This is a genomic window from Antrihabitans auranticaus (genome assembly GCF_016481275.1).
Taxonomy (GTDB): domain Bacteria; phylum Actinomycetota; class Actinomycetes; order Mycobacteriales; family Mycobacteriaceae; genus Antrihabitans.
This window is the reverse complement of record NZ_JAEMNW010000001.1, coordinates 1,557,656-1,576,017: the sequence shown is the minus strand read 5'-3', so window position 1 is coordinate 1,576,017 and position 18,362 is coordinate 1,557,656. Positions and strand designations below refer to the sequence as shown.

Below are 18,362 nucleotides of genomic sequence, written 5' to 3'. Positions count from 1 at the left end.
CCGAGAACCTGTCTTTGAGGGCATGACTGGAGCGACATCCCATGAGCAGCCCGACCACAACGACCTCGTCTGTCCAGGCGGTTGATCCCGCCGCGAAACCGACCCGCCGGACGTTCACCAACGAGTACCGAAACAAGATCATCGACGAATACGCCCAAGCCCCGCACGGGGAGAAGTCTGCGGTCCTGCGGCGTGAGGGGCTGTATCAGTCCCAGCTGCGCGAATGGGTCCAGGCCCGCAAGGGGAAGGATCCCGGCGGTAGGTCGTCCCGCTCGCGCGAGTCCGGCGGTGACGCGGCACGCAGGGAGAACGAACGCCTCACCCGCGAGAACGCACGCCTGGCCAAGCAGCTGACACAGACGGAGGCCGCGCTCGAGATCATGGGAAAACTGCACGTGCTCTTGGAATCGGTCTCCGAGAGCACGGGCACATCGACGTCACCGAAGAAGCCCTGAGCAGCACGTTCGCCGAGTTGCAGGAGGCATCGATCCCGATCCGCCGGTCGTGTCAGCTGATCGGGCGATCACGAGCCACCCACTACCGCCACCAGCAGCCACCCGTTCTCGGCCCGAAGAGGCCCAGGACCGTCCCGGACAACGGTCAGGCACTCACCGCCGCCGAACGAGCGCACGTGCTCACCGTCATCAACACCGCTGCGTACGCGGACCTGGCGATCTGCCAGATCTGGGCCCGCGAACTCGATGAAGGGAACTACTGGTGTGAACCATCCCGGCTTTGATGCACACCTTCCCAATTGGAAAGGTGACTGCTCATGTCGAAGATTTATTCAGCCGAGGTTCGTGAGAAGGCGGTTCGTCTGGTGCTCGAGCATCGCGGTGACTACCCGTCGGAGTCCGAGGCGATCCGCACCATCGCCGAGCGGATGTCGTTGAAGGCCGAGACGGTACGAGTGTGGGTCCGCAAAGCCGAATCGAACCGAGGACCCTGCGCCGGCCACGTTGCCCGCCGAGGCTGAGGCCGAGCTGAAGGCGTTGCGCCGCAAAACGCGGGAGCTGGAGCAAACCATCGAAATCCTCAAGGCCGCAACGTCTTTCTTCGTGCGGGAGTGCGGCCCGCCACACAAGTGATCTGCCGGTTCATCGCCGAGCATCGCGCTCGGTTCGGGGTCGTACCGATTTGCCGGGTGCTCACCGAGCACGGCGCCAACATCGCCCCGAGAACGTTCTACGCCTGGTCCAAGCGCCCGTTGTCGAAACGAGCACTCTGGGACGCCACCATCACCTCGGTGCTGGCGTCGTACTACGTCGAGCATGACGAGCGCGGACGGCGAAAGCCCGAGTCGCTGTACGGGTCGTTGAAGATGTGGGCTCACCTGCAGCGTCAGGGCGTCGAGGTGGCCCGCTGCACCGTGGAGCGGCTGATGCGCGCCAACGGCTGGCAGGGTGCGACCAGAGCCCGCACGGTGCGCACCACGGTGCCCGATCCGTCGGCGCCGCGGCCACTGGATCTGGTCGACCGCAACTTCCGGGTGCAGCGCCCCGACAAGCTCTACGTCGCCGATTTCACATATGTCAGGATGGTGCCCTGCTTCGCATACACGGCGTTCGTTATCGACGCGTTCGCGGGCACGATCCTCGGCTGGGAATGCTCGACGTCGAAGGAAACCGCGTTCGTGCAACGGGCCGTCAACCAGGCGGTCGCGTTGCGGTCCATGCAAGGCAACCCGTTGCAGAGCAACACTATTCACCACTCGGATGCCGGTTCTCAGTATACCGCGGTCCGGTTCGGGGAGACCTTGTTCCTCCAGGGTTTGCTGCCGTCGATCGGATCGGTGGGCGATGCCTTCGATAATGCCCTGGCCGAGACCACCATAGGGCTCTACAAGGCCGAATGCATCGCGGCGGACTCACCGTTTCGCACCGGGCCGTTGCGGACCGTCGGCGACGTCGAGGAAGCCACCTCCGCATGGGTGGCGTGGTACAACGCGCAAAAGCTCATGCACCGCCTGGGCCGGATACCGCCGATCGAGTACGAAACGGCGTACTACGCTGCACACCACGGCAATCAACCGATAACACACAAATAAAAATGTGTGCATCAAACGCGGGACGGTTCAGTGCTCGATGTCGAGCATGTACCGCATCGCGTCCGCCGCAGGTCAGAGCCGGGAACGGCGCCGGTTGGCAACTCATCCGGCGAAGGTCAAACCCGAACTTCTCGCCGACGGGCCCTCGCAGGTTTGGACGTGGGACATCACCAAACTCCGCGGCCCCAGCAAAGGCGTCTGGTTTCACCTGTACGCGTTGATCGACATCTACTCCCGTTGCAACCCGGCGTGGATCGTGGCAGCTCACGAAAGCGCTGATCTGGCAAAGGATTTCATCGACGAAGCGATCACCTGCAATGGTGCTGTCCCGCATACGGTGCACGCCGATCGCGGCACGTCCATGACCTCGGGTCCGGTGTCGGCGTTGCTGAACAACCTCGGGATCACGAGGTCGCACTCGCGACCACGAGTTTCGAATGATAATCCCTTCTCGGAGTCGCAATTCAAGACTCTCAAGTATCTGCACGATTTCCCGAAAGCCTTTGCCTCACTGGCTGATGCGCGCCAATTCTTGGAAGGATTCTTCAACGAATACAACCACATTCACCGTCATTCCGGCATTGGCTGGCACACACCAGCTTCGGTCCACTTCGGCACCTCGGACGCGGTCGACGAGGCCCGTCAGATCACTTTGACCGCCGCCTACCAGGCGAACCCGGCACGGTTCTCTCGCCGACCGGCACCACCGAAAATGCCAGCCGTCTTCTTCATCAACGAACCCGTTACCCAACCACAGATGAACTGACCTTCACTGTCTCACTTGACTTGACTAATTCCGTCGCGACCCCGCCGTCCGCTGAGCCGGAAATCTCGTGTCCACCGATCCGGAGAACTCGTGTCCGTCAGCCCGGAGCTAACTGTCCGCCCATCCGGAGTCTGACGTGTCCGCTGGCACGTTGCTCGAGGAAGCTCCACCACTGGGCCAGTGAGGTCGCATATCCGCGGACCGTGTTCGGCGACCACAGATGCCGATGCGCTTCGAGCCATTCCTCGACCGGTCCGACACTTCGGTAGCCCTCGTCGAGCACCGTCCAGGTCCGTGCCTCACCTGTCGGAGCCACCGCAACGGGATACGCCATCGTTGCCGTTCCTTCTCGTCGAAGAACACCTGCTGATAACGGTGAATCAACGATGGCAGGAGACTCTGACACCTTTCGTCATAGACGTTGATGAGAGCGTGTTTTCACCCCTGTAACCGGTGGCCCGATCAGCAAGATGTTCGTCGCAGTCTCGAGGTATCGACAGGTCCCGAGCTCGGCGATCAGCTTGCGGTCCAATCCCGGGGCGGCATCGTAGTCGAAATCGTCGAGGGATGCCGGTGTCGGTAGGCACGCGAACCGCAGCCGACCGGTCAGGCGCCGAGCCTCGGTCGCCGCCACTTCGATGGACAGCAGTTCTTCGAGGGTGGCGGTCATCGTCGTGCCGTCCTTGGCCGCTCGGTCCAGGACCGACGGCAATGCTTCGGCCGCGTCGTGCAATTTCAGTACCGCCAGATGTCCACGCAAGCGTTGGTAGAGACTCGCTGCTGCGGCGGTGTTCGGCGCGGGCACCGCGTCTGAGGTCGCGGTGACGGGTCCGGTGGCGGTCATGACAGGGTGTTCCTTCCGTGCGCAGCACGCTCGTAGGCGGATAGATCGATCACCGTCGGTACGGGCGTCGAGACGGTATCGGGTTGGGAATTGTTGCGGCGCAATGTTTCCGCCGCCGCCAACGAGTCAGGTCCGGGTGGGATCCGTTCCTTGCGGCGATGCGGTCGACCACCGCCGGTGGCACCGGCCATTGCGGCGTGGTCGAGGGCGTAGACGTGGCCATGGTCGCGGACCATCACCCCGGCACCGTCGGCAGCGAGTTGGTGGCGGGCGATGGTGATCTGGGAGGTGGTGACGATGTCGATCACGTCCGACCCCAACACTCGTGTGACAGTGACCTGTGCCGAGGCAAGTTCCGGAGGCACCGAGTACCGATTGCCGCGGTAAGACACCAACGCCTGGCGGGACACCGTGCGTGTTTCCGTCAGAATCGCGGGATAAGCCGCAACAGGTAGTGCCGCCACCGGTTCGGCCGCAGCGACCGTCGCCACCGAGGATTTACCGTCGGCGGTGGGTCGCAGCCGGGTGTCGCCACGCAGGGAGCAGAACTTGTCGAGACTTCGTTGGGCTTGTTCGACGGTGACATCGTCGGCCATGGTGCGCCACCATCGTTGGGCGGCAGTGTGATTGGCCTTCTCGACCACACCTTTGCGATTGCCGGAGCGGGGCGGGCAGATCGATACCGCGACCGCGTAGTGCTTCGCGACACCAGCGAAACTGGCTGTCACCCTGCCTGATTCAGGGTGACAGACTGTGGCCATCCGGTCGAAACGCCAACTACGGGTGAGCCCGCCCAGCTTGCGGGAGACCCGGTCGAGTCCGTCGACCAAGTGCGGTTGCGTCGTGGCCGGTGCCAGGACGCCGCGCCATCGCCCGGAGTGCGCGAGTGATCCGACCAGCAGATGCGCTGTCGATCCCCATTCCCATGAGGCGGGCGGGTTCGGCAGATCGACCCAGTCCCATTGGGTTTCGCCACCGGGCGGGTGTTCGATCACCGCACTCGGACGGTCCAGGACACTGGCACAGTCTGCGCAGATCGGGCGGAGTTTGCGCTGGCGGATCTGCCGCGTCAGTGTCGGATAGGACAGGGGGTAGCCGAGGTCTTCGAGTTCGTCGCACAGCGTGCGGGCCCACAGGTGCGGATCTTCGCGTAGTCGGTGGGTGACGTAGTCGATGAACAGTTCGAACGAATCGGGTGTGGCGGGTTTGCGGGCGCCGGGGGTGGTGACGCCGTTGAGGTAATTGCGGACTGTTCTGCGGTTTCTACCGGTGTGTCGGGCGATGGCCGAGATCGACCATCCTCGTTTGTGTAGGGCGTGTATTTCCAAGTCGTCCTCCCATGTGAGCATGAGAAAGCGGGTCTCCCTCGAATGGCTGGTGTGTGGTCAGAGACCACCAGCATCGAAGGAGGCCCGCCCTCATCGGCGGAGCCACACGGGTGAGCACTTTCGGTGAGCAGAACTGGGCAGTTTCAACGAGCGCCGTCAACGGCGCGATCACACAATTTCCGTCAGCGTTGAACCACGCCTCCTGCGACGCCCGTGAACCGCGAGCGCAAATCAGTCTTTAGTAGTTTGCCGGTGGCGTTGCGGGGGAGTTCGGTCACGAAGTGCACCTCGCGCGGGCACTTGAAATGGGCCAATCGCTCCCGGCACCATGCGATCAACTCTTCAGCGTTTGGCTGCTGTGCTTCGGGGGCCGCGACGACCACCGCGACCACGCGTTCACCCCACCTTTCGTCGGGACCGCCAACAACTGCGGCGTCGCGCACACCAGGATGGTGGTAAAGGGTCTGCTCGACTTCGATGGGATAGACGTTTTCGCCACCGGAGATAATCATGTCCTTCTTGCGGTCGACCAGAGTTATGAAACCTTGCTCGTCGATCCGGCCGAGGTCCCCGGTGTGAAACCAGCCACCACGAAACGCGTCAGCGGTGGCCTCGGGACGCATCCAGTATCCGCTGAACACGTTGGGGCCGCGCACAATTAGCTCTCCTACGGCACCGGCCGCGACGCCGCGATCGTCACCGTCGACGATGAGGCTCTCGACATGCATAGCCACGCGACCGATCGAACCTGCCTTCTCGACAACGTGCGCAGCATCGAGGATAGACACCAGAGGTGCCGTCTCGGTCATCCCGAAACCCTCGGTAAAGGGGACGCCGCGCTGCTGCATGAACTCGATCACCGGCAACGGGCACGGGGCACCACCGACCATGGCCAATCTCAGGGCCGACAGATCGTACTTGTCGAAGTCCGGCACCTGGGTGATCGCCGCCCACATAGCGGGCACCATGAACTGCACGGTCGCTCGACACAGCGCCATCACCTTCAATGTCGCGGCCGGGTCGAAAGACGGCAGTATCACGTTGGTCCCGCCGACGTAGAGCAGCGGTAGAGTATGCACGCCAAGCCCGCCGATATGGAACATGGGCGCCACAGTGACTGTGATGTCGCTCTGTCTCAGGCCTTGCTCGGTGGCCAGCACGTTGATCGCGTTCCATAGTAGATTGTCGTGGGTCAGCATTGCGCCCTTCGGACGCCCCGTGGTGCCCGACGTGTACATGATGAACGCGACGTCACGACCCTCGACATAGGCGCGGAGCGGCTCAGGAGAACCGCCGTCCAGCAGCTCGGTGTAGCGGAACTCGGCGTTGCTCGGCTCACCACCCACCGTAATCATATTGCGGACCCGCACTTCGGGCTCCGCCACAGCCGCCCGTCCAGTCGCGGCGAGGGGTTGGTGGACCACGAACGTGTCCGCACCGGAATCGGCAAGAATATAGCCGATCTCGCCTGCACCCAGCCGCACATTGATTGGCACTAGGATGGCTCCGATCTTGGCGGTGGCGATCAGCACCTCCATGAACTCCACCGAATTGAACAGCAACGCAGCGACCCGGTCACCCTTGCGCACACCCAGGTCAAATAGCGCGGACCCGAGTTTGTTTGTGCGACGCTCGACGTCCCTATAACTCAATGTGCGTTCGCCGGCCACGAAGGCTGTCTTGTCCCCGTTCAGAAAGGCGCGCTTGGTAACCCAACCGCCGATTCCGTTGTCCATCCTGTGCTCCTCGTCTGCAAAGTTGGTATCGATTAAGATCGGGGAATTTTGTTGCTGTATTGAGCGGCGTCATCAAAAGTCTTCGGGGTTATCCGTGCGCTCCGCACATTCCGCACCGTCGATCGCGACGCTTAACACCCACTTGATTCCCTAAAACCGCTCCAGCCAAAGTTACTAGGCGGTTTCAGAGAGTTCAACGCGGCGATAGCCACCTAGCGGCGCTATTGCTTCGAACGTGTAGCCCGTCAAACCGAATCCAGTACGGCGCCAGGACGTTCGATTCGTCTTAGTAGGTCGAGATGGAAGTCGTGGTGACTGTCGAAGTACTGGCATTGGCGTGGGATGGCAATTTGCCAAGGAATTGCCGGTGACACCCGCGGGAGCCTCTCGGAAAATCCGGTTATTCACTTCAGCGGTGTCCTCCACTCGACTTTCGGTTCGGCACTGCACAAGCGCAGCCGGACTGGGATCCGGTATCGGGAAATCATTCCTAATCCGACGACGGTGCCAGCAAGGCAGGCCAATCCCCCCGCGGACTCAAGTTGGCCGGCGACGGCCCCTGTCCGTCCTTTTCTTCGCGTGTCACCAGATTGGACGTCACATGGTCTCGCGGTTCGATGGAAGCTAACTGCCGCGCGAACTGCGTCGCGAAGCCGGGAAACATCGTGCCGTTGTAACCGTCTGCAGTGAGGTACCAACTCTTGCAGCCCGAGTTCCAGGTGGTCCGCGCAAGTCGACGCTGCACCTGGTGGTGAAACTCTTGCTGGCGATCCGCGCGCACGTCGAAGCTGAGCAAATCATCTTCGACGATGAATTTAACGGCCTTGACGATGTAATCGATCGCGGACTCCATGTAGACCAGAGCTGAGTTATGCCCCGGACCGGAGTTTGGACCGAAGGTGAAGAACAGGTTTGGGTATCCAGACACGCTGACGCTCTTGTATGCATAGGAGCCACGAGACCATTCCTCAGCGAGTTGCCGCCCGCCCAGGCCGGTCACACGAAAGGGGGTGCCGGTTTTGCATACGTCGAATCCTGTCGCGAAAACAATGCAATCCACCTCGTGTTCGATCCCGTCCGCGGTGCGAATCCCGTTTGGCGCTAACGTCGCAATTGGCCATGTGATCAGCTTGCAATTGTCCTGCTGAAGAGCCGGGTAGTAGTCGTTGCTCATCAGCATTCGCTTGCACCCAGGGCGGAAATCGGGCATGAGCTGGTATCTGGTCCATGAATCGTTCACTTGTCGGCGCAGATTCGCCCGCGCGACCCATTGGATCGCGGTGGTGACGGGCGTGTCCCACACCATGCCGAGCGCCATCATCTCGTGAAGCCAGAACCACGCCTGTCGCGCAGAACTCTCCGTAATCGGCAGTCGACGGAACATCGACTTCGTCCATTCGGGATGAGGCAAGTCCACGCGGGGCAGGACCCAACCCGCAGTGCGCTGAAACACTTTGACGCTATGCGCAGCTTTGACCACTTCCGGAATAATCTGCACGGCACTGGCGCCCGTACCGATCACCGCTATCCGCTTGTCGGAAATGTCATAACTATGATCCCAGCGAGCGCTGTGGATTTTGTGGCCCGCAAAAGAATCGAGCCCACGTATATCGGGCAGGCTCGCATTTGCTAGCGGTCCCGACGCTACAACTGCCGTCCGTCCGCGATAGGCAGTACCACCCTCCGTTTCCGCCGTCCACGTCCCGGTTTCGTCATCGAAGCCGATTCCTGTGACATTCGCTCCGAAACGGATATGCTGCTCGAGCTGATACTTGCCCACGATGTGCTTTATGTAACCGAGGATCTCGTCGCTACTGGAGTACGTGCGCGACCACTCCGGGTTCGGCTCGAAAGAGTACGAGTAGAGCAGCGACGGAATATCGCATGCGGCGCCGGGGTATGTGTTATCACGCCAGGTGCCGCCTACCTCGTGGCCACGTTCGAGGATGACAAAGTCGTCGATCCCCTTTTGCAACAGCCGGATAGCGGTGCCAAGGCCGGCGAACCCAGCTCCGATGATCAGAACCGTCGATGTCTCTGTCATCTCGACACCGGTTCGTATGTGAGTTCCTTCGTCCACGAGGGGACTTTGCCGAGCACCCGAGTTGGGAAGTGGTCGATCGCAATACCCATTTTCTCGGCGACATACTGGAAGGGCTGTGTCTGTTTGATGGCAATCGCCATGTGGTACTTCATGAGGTGATAAGTCGGCAACCGCCGAGTGTTTTCGCTTCGGTCTCCCACATTCGAGTACCGGTTGACCGCGTTGTACAACTTCTCCTCGGACAGTCCCATCGCGGCAATGTTTGCCATCATCCTGGCCAGCAGAGGGGCGTACAGCACGAAGCCGAGAGCAAAGTCCGGCCGTAGCAATGTTCCCGCCATTTCGATCACGTGTCGGCGGATGGGGCTCGCACCGAGTTGGTCGAGTACCTGGAAGCCGACTGCCAAATGCCGTGACTCGTCGTTGTTGATATTCTTGAAGACTTCACCACATACAGGGTCGTGAACTTCATCGAGCAAAAACTTCAGCAGCGCGCCGTCGAGGGCGCATTCCAGTGCTGGGATCGCTGATCCGATCACCGTGAGAGGGAGATCGTCAGCGTAGCGGTCCAACCACTCGATCACGAGGCGAATGTTTTTGTTCGGCACGGGCGTTTCGCCTTCTTCGAGCATTCCCCAGCGGTGCATCAACGCCAACTCGGCGTTGGCATGACGCTGTTCCTCGGCGTGGAAGTAGGTGTAGATATTCTTGAGATCCTCGAAGGGCGCCTTGGGTGCCATTGCTGCGAAGGCTCGGGCGCCAACATGTTCGATCCACACCACATCGGACATGAATTGTTTGAGGGTGGGACGCTGCTCGTCGGTAATCAGCTCCGCACCTGGTGCGTCCCAGTCGATATCGGCCAGAGCCCACTGTCGATCCTTGATCGTTTTCAGCATTTCGCTGTATTCGAACGTCATTGTTCTCCTACTTCCTTGTTGGTTATCGCGCGATTCTCTCGATCAGGCCGAGTGCCCGCGTGTACGTGGCAGGCGCCGCCCGTTTAATTTGCCACGCAATCTTTGCGTCGAATTGCGGAAGAACATGAAGTTGCCCGCGGTCGTGTGCGTCGAGGGTGCTTCGCGCAACCGACTCCGCGGACACACCGGTCCACTTCATAAGCGTGGCCGCCAGCTTGGCGGCAGACTGCTCGATCTCCTTACTGTCTATGATGTTGGTCTTGACGAAAGTCGGGCACAGCACCGTGACCGCGACGCCGGTCCCGCTGAGTTCTGCCGCCAGTGTTTCCGACAGCGCCAGGACACCGGCTTTGCTCACGTTGTAGGCACCCATCCGAGGTGCCGCACCGAAACTGGCTGCCGAGGCCACGTTGATGACTCCGCCGTTACCTCGCGCGCGCAAGCGCGGCACGAATACCTCGCATCCATGAATTACGCCCCATAGATTGACGTCAAGAGTCCGACGCCAATCGCGCATCGCCGTTTCGCCAATCAGATTTCCGCCGACGCCGATTCCAGCGTTGTTAATCACTAGGCCGACCGCGTTTCCCAACCAACGCTCCGAGGCGTCGGCAAGTTCGAGAACCTGTTGCTCGTTAGAGACGTCGCAACAGAAGTCGACGGCCCGTCCACCAGCTTCCGTAATCAGCGTGACAGTCTCTTTCGCCCGGATCGGATCAATGTCCGCACACACCACCCGGCCGCCCCGGCGAGAAAGCTCAGAAGCAAACGCGCGGCCGATTCCGCTGCCCGCGCCTGTGACCACCGCATCGGCCTGTTGAGTACGGCGGTCGGACCCACCGAACGACAGAATTTTCACGAGTCTCCTCTTTATGGTGAGCCTGGGCGGCCCGACTGGTACGGCAGTTAGTCCTAGCGCCAAGCCGATTCCGGCAAGGAACCTGAGAGCACCTGGAAAAGGTGCGGCCGGTGCGCCGATGGCGCGCGTGGTTTTTGCGCGAGTCCGAAAGAATGATCAGATCGCGCCGGTACAAGGGATGCTCGGTGCTGCCCTGGCCGCGTCGATCATCGACAGTTCGGCCAGCATCGGCGTTCGTCTAGCCAAAGCAGTTCGCTGGACGCCACACGCGCAAAGACGACTCTCGCTGCCGCGGCTGGACTTCAGCGGCGGCGACGCGCGGAACCATTTTGGTGTCGCGTGACACCATTGCCTGCACATGCCACCAGTTTGCGGTTCGCCGTCCGCCTTGTCAAGATGGGGGTGTGCGTGTAGCAGCTGGAACGTGGGGTGGGCGTACCACGGAGGAACGTCGTGCCGAGCGTAGGAAGCGGCTAATCGACGCAGCGACCGAGATTTGGGGTGAAAGCGGCTGGGCCGCAGTCACGATGCGCGGTGTCTGTTCCCGGACCTCGTTGAACGATCGGTATTTTTACGAGGACTTCAAAGACCGCGACGCTTTGCTCGTCGCGGCGTGGGAGAACGCTCGTGATGAAGTGTTCGGCGAAGTTTCTGGCGTATTCGTTAGCAATCTGCATCAGCCGATGCTGGTTACCCTTCGCGCTGCGATTTCTGCCGTCGTAGAACGCACGGCGAGTGACACCGGCCGTGCTCAAATCCTCCTGATGCATCATGTCGGTAGCGCACTTCAGGATCACCGGGCGGCCGCGCTCCAACAGGCGACTGAACTTGTACTTCTCGCCGCGCAACCACATTTGCGACCGGGGGCCGATGAAACCGGTCTTCGCATGGACACCCTTGTCGCCGTCGGTGGATTCGTCGAGCTGATCAGCGCATGGCAATCTGGCCTGCTCGACGTGGATGCCCAGCATATCGTCGACCATACGAGTCGACTGGCAGCGACGCTGTCGGAACGGTATCTCCGGCAAGATTCTTAGCGGATCCGTGCAGGCGGTGGGTGCGGGTTTTCGCGAGCGCTTGCTGGAGTAGCCGAAAGAACAACAAGTCGCGATGGATGCAGTTTCGGCGGTTGGATCGGATCGTGAATTGGTCGAGGCAATAGCCGTGGTGCTACGAATTTAGTCCGTGGTGCGGGTGCCGGCGACCCATCGTTAAGCAGAGAGCTGACGTGCGCCAGGGAGTTCGACGTCCGGGCAGGTCTGGTGACGCGCTCAGGTTGACCAGTTGGTGGATGTACTCGTCGAATAGGCACTGGCAGCAGACCCGACCGTCGGCGCGGACTAGAGTTCCGGGTTCGATGAAGTTCCTCAAGACCGGTAGCAGGAATTCGTCGTCGGAATGCGGGATTGATTGCAACCGGACGCGGCGTAGTTGATGGCGGTGATCTTCTCGACGGCGATGACGAGGGTCGGCTTGTCGGTACCGCCGCCAGCAGTTCCGCAGGTTCTGCCGCCGACGAAGCTATCGTTGACCTCCACGATGCCGCCAAGTTGGTCGCGATCCGGACGCACGATCGCGCGCCGCAGTTTACGCAGCCATGCCCAGGGGGTCTCATAGGAGCCGAATCCGAGGGACGCTTCGGGAGGTTGGCCGCCGAGATTCCGTTCTTGGACTTCGTTGAGTAAGCGTGCGAAATGGGACGAGAACCCGCGTGGGCGGCAGATATGACGGGAATGATGCGTTCACCGAGGCGGCTGCCGGTGCGCAGGGATCTCAAGCGCGCGTTCTGGCCGGCAACATCACTGGTCGGGGAGTCGGTCCTTGAGCGTGATCCGCCGGCTCGAAATCGGGACTGATGTAGTCGAGCGTGATATGACGCTGGCGCCGGTTGACCCAGCCGACCCATTCCAATCGTGGCGAACTCGAAGTCGTCGATCGTCTTTATCCGCCGCTTCAGGAACGGACTCCGCTTTGAGACCGCCTCGGTTTGAATAGCCCGATCGTCGTCTCCGCAAGAGTATTGCCCTCGACGCCCTCGACGCCCTGCTGGATGCTGCAATCCCTTCCAGCACGAGCGTTTCCGAGAACGCTACGGATGGTGTTGAAGGTCCGCGAACGGGCGCGTGGTCAACGTGCACAACCCTGGTCGCGACCGGCGTCAAGACCAATGGGTTCCGCGAGATTCTCGGAATCGAGGTCACCAGCAGCGAGGACGGCCCGGATTGGCGTTCTTCCGCGGCCGCGTCGCACGCGGTCTCTCCGGCGTCGCGCTGGTCACCTCCGAAGCCCACGACGGCCTTGATCGCCGCTGTCGGGGCGATTGTGCCCGGCGGGAGCTGGCAACACTGCCACACCTCCTGCGCGGTGATTATGATGTCGATTACCCCGAAAACGTCATGGCAGTCGGTGCGGAGCCTGCCGCATTCGGTGTTCGATCAAGCCGACCCCAAGTCGGTTGGTGCCCAATACAGCCGGACGCTCGACGCGTACACCTCCAACTACCGTTGTCGGCGAATCGGAGGTGGCTGCTTCTAATGCAACCCCTCATACTCGGTTAACGAGACCTGGCCAGTCCGGCTTATCGGTGTGCTTGTGGGAGACGCCTTGTGATGGCCGGTGAGACTCCGCACGCGGTCGATCACTCGGCCGGACTACTCACCAACCGACAACCAAGCGAGCCAGCATTGCATCAACGACCGGGCAGTCACCTCAAATGCGCAACGATGCGATGAAGAGCGCAACACGCGAACATTGATGTATCGACGACGCGAACTATTGACCTGGTCGATTCGAAACTGTCATGATAGGTTCAACTTCGCTACTCCCAGTAGCGAATCTGGCATTTGTTGCCGGTAATGGTGCCGCACTGATGAGGAGAACGACCGTGCCACTCGGCGTGAATCGCATTTACGAGCCAGACTCAGAGAAATGGAATCGACCTCACGTTGAAATGATCGGCCCCGCTGCGTGGCAGACGCGTGTCAACGCGGCGGTTATGGCCCGAACGCTGAAGCCGCTGCTGTTCGCACTCACTTTGCTGGGCCGCGCATGCAATAGCCGGAATCCCGAAACTCTGCAGCGCATGTCGTTTGCTTTGGCCGACAAACCGTCTGTCTTGACTCGGCCGATCAAGAACACACTTCTCGAGAACGTTCAGCTCCCGCATTGCAAGGCGGAGTGGGTGAGTGCACCCGAAGCAGTCGGACCCGACGCACCTACGATCCTCTACTTACACGGTGGCGCATTCATCACCTGCGGGCTCGGAAGCCACCGACGAATGATCAGTCACATTTCGCGTGCTGCGTGCGCGCGGGTGTTGAGCGTCGACTACAGGATGCTTCCGATCAGTCCTATCGCCGATGCGATCGCTGACGGACTCGATGCATATCGAATGCTTCTCGCGTCGGGAACGAGCGCGAATTCCATTGTTATCGCTGGAGATTCAGCCGGGGGTTTTCTCGCTACGATGACCGCCCTCAGCATAAAGGAGGCGGGTTTGCCCCTCCCCGCCGCTCAGGTTTTGCTTTCCGGACTTACGGATTGCGACATGCGCACCAAACTCCCCCCGATGCGGCCATTTCCGGACGCCATGTTTCCGTCGGCAACGTTGAAGTTCATTAACGACGTATTTGTCACCAAGAACGGAACCGAAGCAGTGTTGCAGTGCCCGGTGCATTGCGATTTGTCCGGTCTCGGCCCCTTCCTGCAACAGGTGGGGTCGCGCGAGGCTCTGCGTCATGATGCGGCCGAGCTTGCACGCCGACTTAATGAAGACGGCGTGTCCAATTGGCTTCAAGTGTGGGATCGGGCACCGCACGTATTCCAGGTTGGCGCAGATTTCAACCCGGACGCGCGCCGAGCTATTACAGACATCGGTGAGTTCGTCAGATCTGTCGTTGCTACGGCCACGGCTGGTTCGACGCAAGCCGAGGCCGGATGACTGCTGGGGGATACTTCACGGATATGCTGGACAATCAACTTGAAACGTGAATCACCAGGTGAGTCCGGAGACTCAGTGGTGGAGAGCCGGCACGCTGCTGGGCTTTGTTGCGACTGTCGTAGGCCGCGTCGAGTTCGACTGGCGGGATCGGCGTGTACGCGCCGCGTCCTGCCCACATCCGCCAGGTTTGAGCAGGTGTCAATTGGAGGATGTCGCCCGCCATGAGCATGGGACCAGGTTGAGCTGATTTAGCCACTGGGATGGGACCACCTGTTTTGCCAGTTATGGGACCACCGGCGCGTCGCGCCGGTGGTCCCGTCGTTTGCTGGCTCTACGCCACCAAGCTGGGATGACGGGTTCGGATCCGTGATGTCAAGTGATCATTTCTGATTCGTCCGTGGTTGAGCAAGAGGCGTAGTCGGTAATTCTGAAAGTTGCGGTATCCGCGAGCGACTCGCTTGGTGTTCTTCACCTGCAGATTCAATGCCTCGGTCGGCCCGTTGGAGACGGTCGGATGATCGAAATGGGCGAGGAATTCGGTTCGCCACGCCGTGAGAGTGCGGCCGAGTCGGGCGACTTCCGGAACGGGGCAGTCGCGGGCGGCGCCGATGAGCGCTTCGGCCGCGTCTTTGTCGCGAATCCTGTAGCAGGACATCAGATCTTGCGCGATCGACCAAGCGGCGGAGAGTTCGCCGTCCGGGTCCTGCATCGAGCCCATCCTGCAGACGTTGCCAGGCCTTTTCGGTGAGCCGGTCGCACCGGCGGCGCAGGACGCGGCGGATCCGGTAGAGCGGGTCACCGACCCGACCACGATGCCCGCAGGTGTCGGTCTGCACCCGGCGGCGCACGTCGTCGACGGCGGTCAACCCGAGTTTGACGACATGGAACGGGTCCAAAACGCTTACCGCCGTGGATAATTCGCGCGACAGAGCGGTGGCGTAGCCGCGGAACGGATCCAACGACGCGGTCGTGACCCGCGCTTTCCAGGCGTCCTCCCGCTGGTCGAGCCACGAAGTCAGGACGGTGCCGGATCGGCCGGCGACAACGTCGAGCAGCCGCGCAGGACGGCCGGCAGTCAGGTCGGCGATCCCGGTGGCGTACATCGTGGAATGGGACGCGCACGCGCGCATGAACGCGGTTTCATCCACCCCGACGGCCGTCACCGTGTCCAGTCGTGTCGGGTCGTCGATAATCGGGTTTCCGCGGGTGGTGACGAGCCGCATGACCGTCGTCCACCCCACGCCCAACAAGTCTGCAACGTGCGATATCGCGGCATCACGGATGCCGACCTGCTCGAATGCCCACGCCCGGGCGCGTTCGGTCAGACACGCACGCGGTGCGATCGCCGGATGCTGTTCGGTCCAAGTCTTTCTGGGGCACAACGCATGTGGACAGCACCAGATCCGTTGTGCCAGCACAACACGACCGGGCGACCGGCGATCGGCAGGTCGCGCACCCATACCGGGCGCCGGTCCTTGGCCCGTGCCACGGCCCCGCATTCGGGGCAGCCCGTGACATCGGCGGTAGTGTCCGTGAGTATTTCGACCTCGCCGCCGATCTCTACGGCAGCGAGTAGACGAAACCCGTCCAACCCGAACAGCACAGCAACAGAACCGCTAAAATCACGTTCCACCTGGGGCTCCTTCACGATCGTGATCACTTGGTCGTAATCACGGATCGTGCGAGCCCCAGGCCCCCGATCAGGTCATTTCACCCGGCAAGTCGCCCAGGAAGTTTCCCCACCAATCCCAGGTTCATGGAGAAGAGCTGCCAACGACGGTCCAAAAGTAGACCAGTTTCGATGGTCGAAAAGCAGACCACGGTGGTGTAGTTATTGTGCCGCGTTGTCGGCGCGGGCTGAGGGCAATGTGTCGATTCCGGTGTCTTTGAGGCGATAGCTCGAACCTTTGAGGGTGAGTACTTCGGCGTGGTGGACGATGCGGTCGATCATTGCGGCGGCGACGACCTGGTCGCCGAATACGTCGCCCCAGCGGGCAAAGGGAAGGTTGGAGGTCAGGATGAGCGAGGCATGTTCGTAGCGGCTGGACACCAGTTGGAAGAACAGGTTCGCGGCGTCTTGTTCGAAAGGGATGTATCCAACTTCATCGACAACGATCAGCCCGATGCGACGGAGTTTGACCAGTTCGGCCGGTAGTTTCCCGGCGGTGTGGGCCGCTTTGAGTCTTGCGACCCAGTCGACTGCGGTGGCGAATGCGACGCGATGTCCGGTTTGAGCCGCTTTGATCGCGAGGCCGATCGCGAGGTGTGTTTTGCCGGTTCCGGGCGGGCCGAGCAAGACGACGTTACGGGCCGTGGTCAGAAACGCCCCGGTTCCGAGGTGCGCGATCACGTCCCGACCGAGTGTGGGTTGATGGTCGAAGTTGAATTCCTCCAACGATTTCCGGTTCGGGAATCCAGCCGAGCGGATCCGTATCTGGGCACCGGAGGATTCGCGGGCGGCGACCTCGCGTGAGAGGACCGCAGCGAGGTATTCCTCGTGGGTCCAATTGCCTTCGCGGGCTTGGTCTGCCAGCCGAGCAGCGGACTCTCGAATCCGCGGCGCTTTCAACGCATGTGCGTAGTGTTCGATCAGCTTGGTCGGCTCTTCGGTGCTCATCAGGCAACCTCACCCTCGAAACCAGTACCGGCACTATCGAAATCGACGCCGAAGGCGCGGTCGTAGTCACCGAGGTCGCGGACCGGATGGGCGGTGTCGGTGTCTGTTCGGGTTTGCTGGAATTGGCGTCGCAATCGGGCTGCGGTGTCGACATGCGCCGGGTCGGTCAGGGTCAGCCCGGTCGCCCACAACCGGTCATGGCGGGCAACCCGGTGTCCGGCGCGAGTCACGGTGATGTCGGCCAGGCCGACATGAACGTCGACCATCTGCCCGATCGCCGACGGGTCGACCGAGTAGTCGTTGCCGGCCGCGCGCACGTAGTAGTCGCGTGGCAGCCGTTGCTGGGTCACGGTCGTGGTTTGAGGTGGCATGGGCGGCAACGCCAACATCGCTCTCGTGTCGGTGCTAACCAAATCGGTTGGGCGTCCGCCGATCCGGCGTACGGTGCGGTTGTTCGCGATCGGCAACCACTCCGCGAGTTGGGTGTTGAAGTCGGTCGGTGAGGTGAAGGCCCGGCCGGGCATGAACGACGTCTCGAGATATTGATTCGCCCGCTCGACCACACCCTTCGATTCCGGGTCATACGGTTTGAGTTGCACGATCTTCGTCGCCAGCGTGCCCGTGAACGCGGTGACCGGATCGGTCAACCGGCCACGGCGACCGATGCCGGTCTCGTTGTCCCACCACAACTCGTGAGGAACAGCACCGAGCTGGTTCGACAGCAGCTGCCACATCCCGGCGACGAGGTCCATCGTGACGCGTGAGGGCAGCATCGTCGCGGTGATGAACCTCGAGAACGCGGCCACCATCACCAGTACCGGAGGGCAACCGACCTGCCCGAGTCCAAGCGGAATCTTGGCGGGCGGGAACCACAGATCGCACTGCACCGCCCGACCCGGCTGATGATCGAGCCGGTCGGCGGGATCGGCCGGCGCATACTCCGGTCGCAAAGCGCGGACCCGTTCCCGCAGCCACGTGATCGACCCGACCCAACCGATACGCTCCGCGATCACCGTCGCAGGCATCGTCGGATACGCCGCAAGCAAGGCACGGATCTTCGGCTCCGCTGCATTGATCGCCGAATCGACCGGCGGCCGGTGATACTTCGGCGGCGACTCACTCGCCAACGCGGCAGCCACCGTGACACGCGCGACCCCGAGCTTCGTTGCGATAGCCCGCTGCGACAACTTCTCGCCGTGATGCAAGTGCCGGATCAACGCCCAGTCTTCCAAAGAGATCACCCATCCGATCGTGGTTGGGT

The 18,362-nt window shown here is 61.5% G+C and carries 17 protein-coding genes and 4 pseudogenes; 8 read left to right on the top strand and 13 right to left on the bottom strand.

Annotation, left to right across the window (positions count from 1 at the left end; genetic code table 11):
- Window positions 1-41: 41 nt before the first annotated feature.
- The 4 genes and pseudogenes from JGU72_RS07345 to JGU72_RS07330 all read left to right on the top strand — a co-directional run bounded on the left by JGU72_RS07345 (window position 42) and on the right by JGU72_RS07330 (window position 2,813).
- Complete coding sequence (locus JGU72_RS07345; RefSeq protein ID WP_199682986.1) at window positions 42-455, top strand: transposase; 414 nt, start codon at window positions 42-44, stop codon at window positions 453-455.
- Between the two features lie 17 nt (window positions 456-472).
- Window positions 473-739, top strand: a complete 267-nt coding sequence (locus tag JGU72_RS07340) for a hypothetical protein (protein WP_199682985.1) — start codon at window positions 473-475, stop codon at window positions 737-739.
- 33 nt (window positions 740-772) lie between these two features.
- Window positions 773-2,047, top strand: a pseudogene (locus JGU72_RS07335) (IS3 family transposase).
- Between the two features lie 37 nt (window positions 2,048-2,084).
- Window positions 2,085-2,813, top strand: coding sequence for a DDE-type integrase/transposase/recombinase (locus tag JGU72_RS07330; RefSeq protein ID WP_199682984.1), 729 nt, complete (start codon window positions 2,085-2,087; stop codon window positions 2,811-2,813).
- A 148-nt stretch (window positions 2,814-2,961) separates the two neighbouring features.
- On the opposite strand, the pseudogene JGU72_RS07325 reads toward JGU72_RS07330, so the two are convergent.
- The 7 genes and pseudogenes from JGU72_RS07325 to JGU72_RS07295 all read right to left on the bottom strand — a co-directional run.
- Window positions 2,962-3,147: pseudogene (locus JGU72_RS07325) on the bottom strand (tyrosine-type recombinase/integrase); the annotation flags it as partial.
- A 108-nt stretch (window positions 3,148-3,255) separates the two neighbouring features.
- A pseudogene (locus JGU72_RS07320) lies at window positions 3,256-3,657 on the bottom strand (ATP-binding protein); the annotation flags it as partial.
- Window positions 3,654-5,006, bottom strand: a complete 1,353-nt coding sequence (locus JGU72_RS07315) for a Mu transposase domain-containing protein (RefSeq protein ID WP_199682983.1) — start codon at window positions 5,004-5,006, stop codon at window positions 3,654-3,656. The pseudogene JGU72_RS07320 and the gene JGU72_RS07315, both read right to left, overlap by 4 nt.
- A gap of 161 nt (window positions 5,007-5,167) precedes the next feature.
- A complete protein-coding gene (locus tag JGU72_RS07310) occupies window positions 5,168-6,721 on the bottom strand; it encodes an acyl-CoA synthetase (protein WP_199682982.1) in 1,554 nt (517 codons plus the stop codon).
- A 490-nt stretch (window positions 6,722-7,211) separates the two neighbouring features.
- Window positions 7,212-8,765, bottom strand: coding sequence for a flavin-containing monooxygenase (locus tag JGU72_RS07305; protein ID WP_199683270.1), 1,554 nt, complete (start codon window positions 8,763-8,765; stop codon window positions 7,212-7,214).
- Window positions 8,762-9,685 carry a ferritin family protein gene (locus tag JGU72_RS07300; protein WP_169594499.1) on the bottom strand — a complete coding sequence of 308 codons (924 nt, stop codon included), beginning with the start codon at window positions 9,683-9,685 and terminating at the stop codon, window positions 8,762-8,764. Before JGU72_RS07300 ends, JGU72_RS07305 begins: the two co-directional genes overlap by 4 nt.
- 22 nt (window positions 9,686-9,707) lie before the next feature.
- Window positions 9,708-10,544, bottom strand: a complete 837-nt coding sequence (locus JGU72_RS07295; RefSeq protein WP_199682981.1) for an SDR family NAD(P)-dependent oxidoreductase — start codon at window positions 10,542-10,544, stop codon at window positions 9,708-9,710.
- 118 nt (window positions 10,545-10,662) lie between these two features.
- Here JGU72_RS07295 and JGU72_RS07290 point away from each other — a divergent pair, with 118 nt between their 5' ends.
- Together JGU72_RS07290 and JGU72_RS07285 are read left to right on the top strand one after the other, a co-directional pair.
- Window positions 10,663-10,887: a hypothetical protein gene (locus JGU72_RS07290; RefSeq protein ID WP_199682980.1), complete on the top strand. Its 225-nt coding sequence runs from the start codon at window positions 10,663-10,665 to the stop codon at window positions 10,885-10,887.
- Between the two features lie 61 nt (window positions 10,888-10,948).
- Window positions 10,949-11,581, top strand: coding sequence for a TetR/AcrR family transcriptional regulator (locus JGU72_RS07285; protein WP_199682979.1), 633 nt, complete (start codon window positions 10,949-10,951; stop codon window positions 11,579-11,581).
- Between the two features lie 330 nt (window positions 11,582-11,911).
- On the opposite strand, the gene JGU72_RS07280 is transcribed toward JGU72_RS07285, so the two are convergent.
- Complete coding sequence (locus tag JGU72_RS07280) at window positions 11,912-12,082, bottom strand: hypothetical protein (protein ID WP_169594508.1); 171 nt, start codon at window positions 12,080-12,082, stop codon at window positions 11,912-11,914.
- Window positions 12,083-12,563: 481 nt separating this feature from the next.
- Here JGU72_RS07280 and JGU72_RS30615 point away from each other — a divergent pair, with 481 nt between their 5' ends.
- Complete coding sequence (locus JGU72_RS30615; protein ID WP_374101094.1) at window positions 12,564-13,079, top strand: transposase; 516 nt, start codon at window positions 12,564-12,566, stop codon at window positions 13,077-13,079.
- 265 nt (window positions 13,080-13,344) lie between these two features.
- Window positions 13,345-14,484 carry an alpha/beta hydrolase gene (locus JGU72_RS07270; protein ID WP_307828334.1) on the top strand — a complete coding sequence of 380 codons (1,140 nt, stop codon included), beginning with the start codon at window positions 13,345-13,347 and terminating at the stop codon, window positions 14,482-14,484.
- A 331-nt stretch (window positions 14,485-14,815) separates the two neighbouring features.
- On the opposite strand, the gene JGU72_RS07265 is transcribed toward JGU72_RS07270, so the two are convergent.
- From JGU72_RS07265 to istA, 5 genes and pseudogenes are all read right to left on the bottom strand, one after another.
- Entirely contained in the window at window positions 14,816-15,202 is a 387-nt protein-coding gene (locus JGU72_RS07265) for a transposase (protein ID WP_169594514.1), read from the bottom strand.
- Between the two features lie 46 nt (window positions 15,203-15,248).
- Window positions 15,249-15,902: pseudogene (locus JGU72_RS31405) on the bottom strand (transposase); the annotation flags it as partial.
- Window positions 15,806-16,117, bottom strand: coding sequence for a transposase family protein (locus tag JGU72_RS07255; RefSeq protein ID WP_199682977.1), 312 nt, complete (start codon window positions 16,115-16,117; stop codon window positions 15,806-15,808). The pseudogene JGU72_RS31405 and the gene JGU72_RS07255, both read right to left, overlap by 97 nt.
- A 198-nt stretch (window positions 16,118-16,315) precedes the next feature.
- The gene (gene istB / locus JGU72_RS07250) at window positions 16,316-17,101 is read right to left on the bottom strand and encodes an IS21-like element helper ATPase IstB (RefSeq protein WP_199682976.1); all 786 of its coding nucleotides are present in this window, start codon (window positions 17,099-17,101) and stop codon (window positions 16,316-16,318) included.
- Window positions 17,101-18,342, bottom strand: a complete 1,242-nt coding sequence (gene istA / locus JGU72_RS07245) for an IS21 family transposase (protein ID WP_199682975.1) — start codon at window positions 18,340-18,342, stop codon at window positions 17,101-17,103. Before istA ends, istB begins: the two co-directional genes overlap by 1 nt.
- Window positions 18,343-18,362: the final 20 nt, after the last annotated feature.

What these genes read in the sequence shown, in the direction of transcription:
- JGU72_RS07290 (WP_199682980.1), top strand. Translation starts at nt 10,663, where the DNA reads ATGGCGCGCGTGGTTTTTGCGCGAGTCCGAAAGAATGATCAGATCGCG.
- JGU72_RS07305 (WP_199683270.1), bottom strand. Translation starts at nt 8,765, where the DNA reads ATGACAGAGACATCGACGGTTCTGATCATCGGAGCTGGGTTCGCCGGC.
- istB (WP_199682976.1), bottom strand. Translation starts at nt 17,101, where the DNA reads ATGAGCACCGAAGAGCCGACCAAGCTGATCGAACACTACGCACATGCG.
- JGU72_RS07315 (WP_199682983.1), bottom strand. Translation starts at nt 5,006, where the DNA reads ATGCTCACATGGGAGGACGACTTGGAAATACACGCCCTACACAAACGA.
- JGU72_RS07345 (WP_199682986.1), top strand. Translation starts at nt 42, where the DNA reads ATGAGCAGCCCGACCACAACGACCTCGTCTGTCCAGGCGGTTGATCCC.
- JGU72_RS07265 (WP_169594514.1), bottom strand. Translation starts at nt 15,202, where the DNA reads ATGGGCTCGATGCAGGACCCGGACGGCGAACTCTCCGCCGCTTGGTCG.
- JGU72_RS07310 (WP_199682982.1), bottom strand. Translation starts at nt 6,721, where the DNA reads ATGGACAACGGAATCGGCGGTTGGGTTACCAAGCGCGCCTTTCTGAAC.
- JGU72_RS07270 (WP_307828334.1), top strand. Translation starts at nt 13,345, where the DNA reads ATGATAGGTTCAACTTCGCTACTCCCAGTAGCGAATCTGGCATTTGTT.
- JGU72_RS07330 (WP_199682984.1), top strand. Translation starts at nt 2,085, where the DNA reads ATGTCGAGCATGTACCGCATCGCGTCCGCCGCAGGTCAGAGCCGGGAA.
- JGU72_RS07300 (WP_169594499.1), bottom strand. Translation starts at nt 9,685, where the DNA reads ATGACGTTCGAATACAGCGAAATGCTGAAAACGATCAAGGATCGACAG.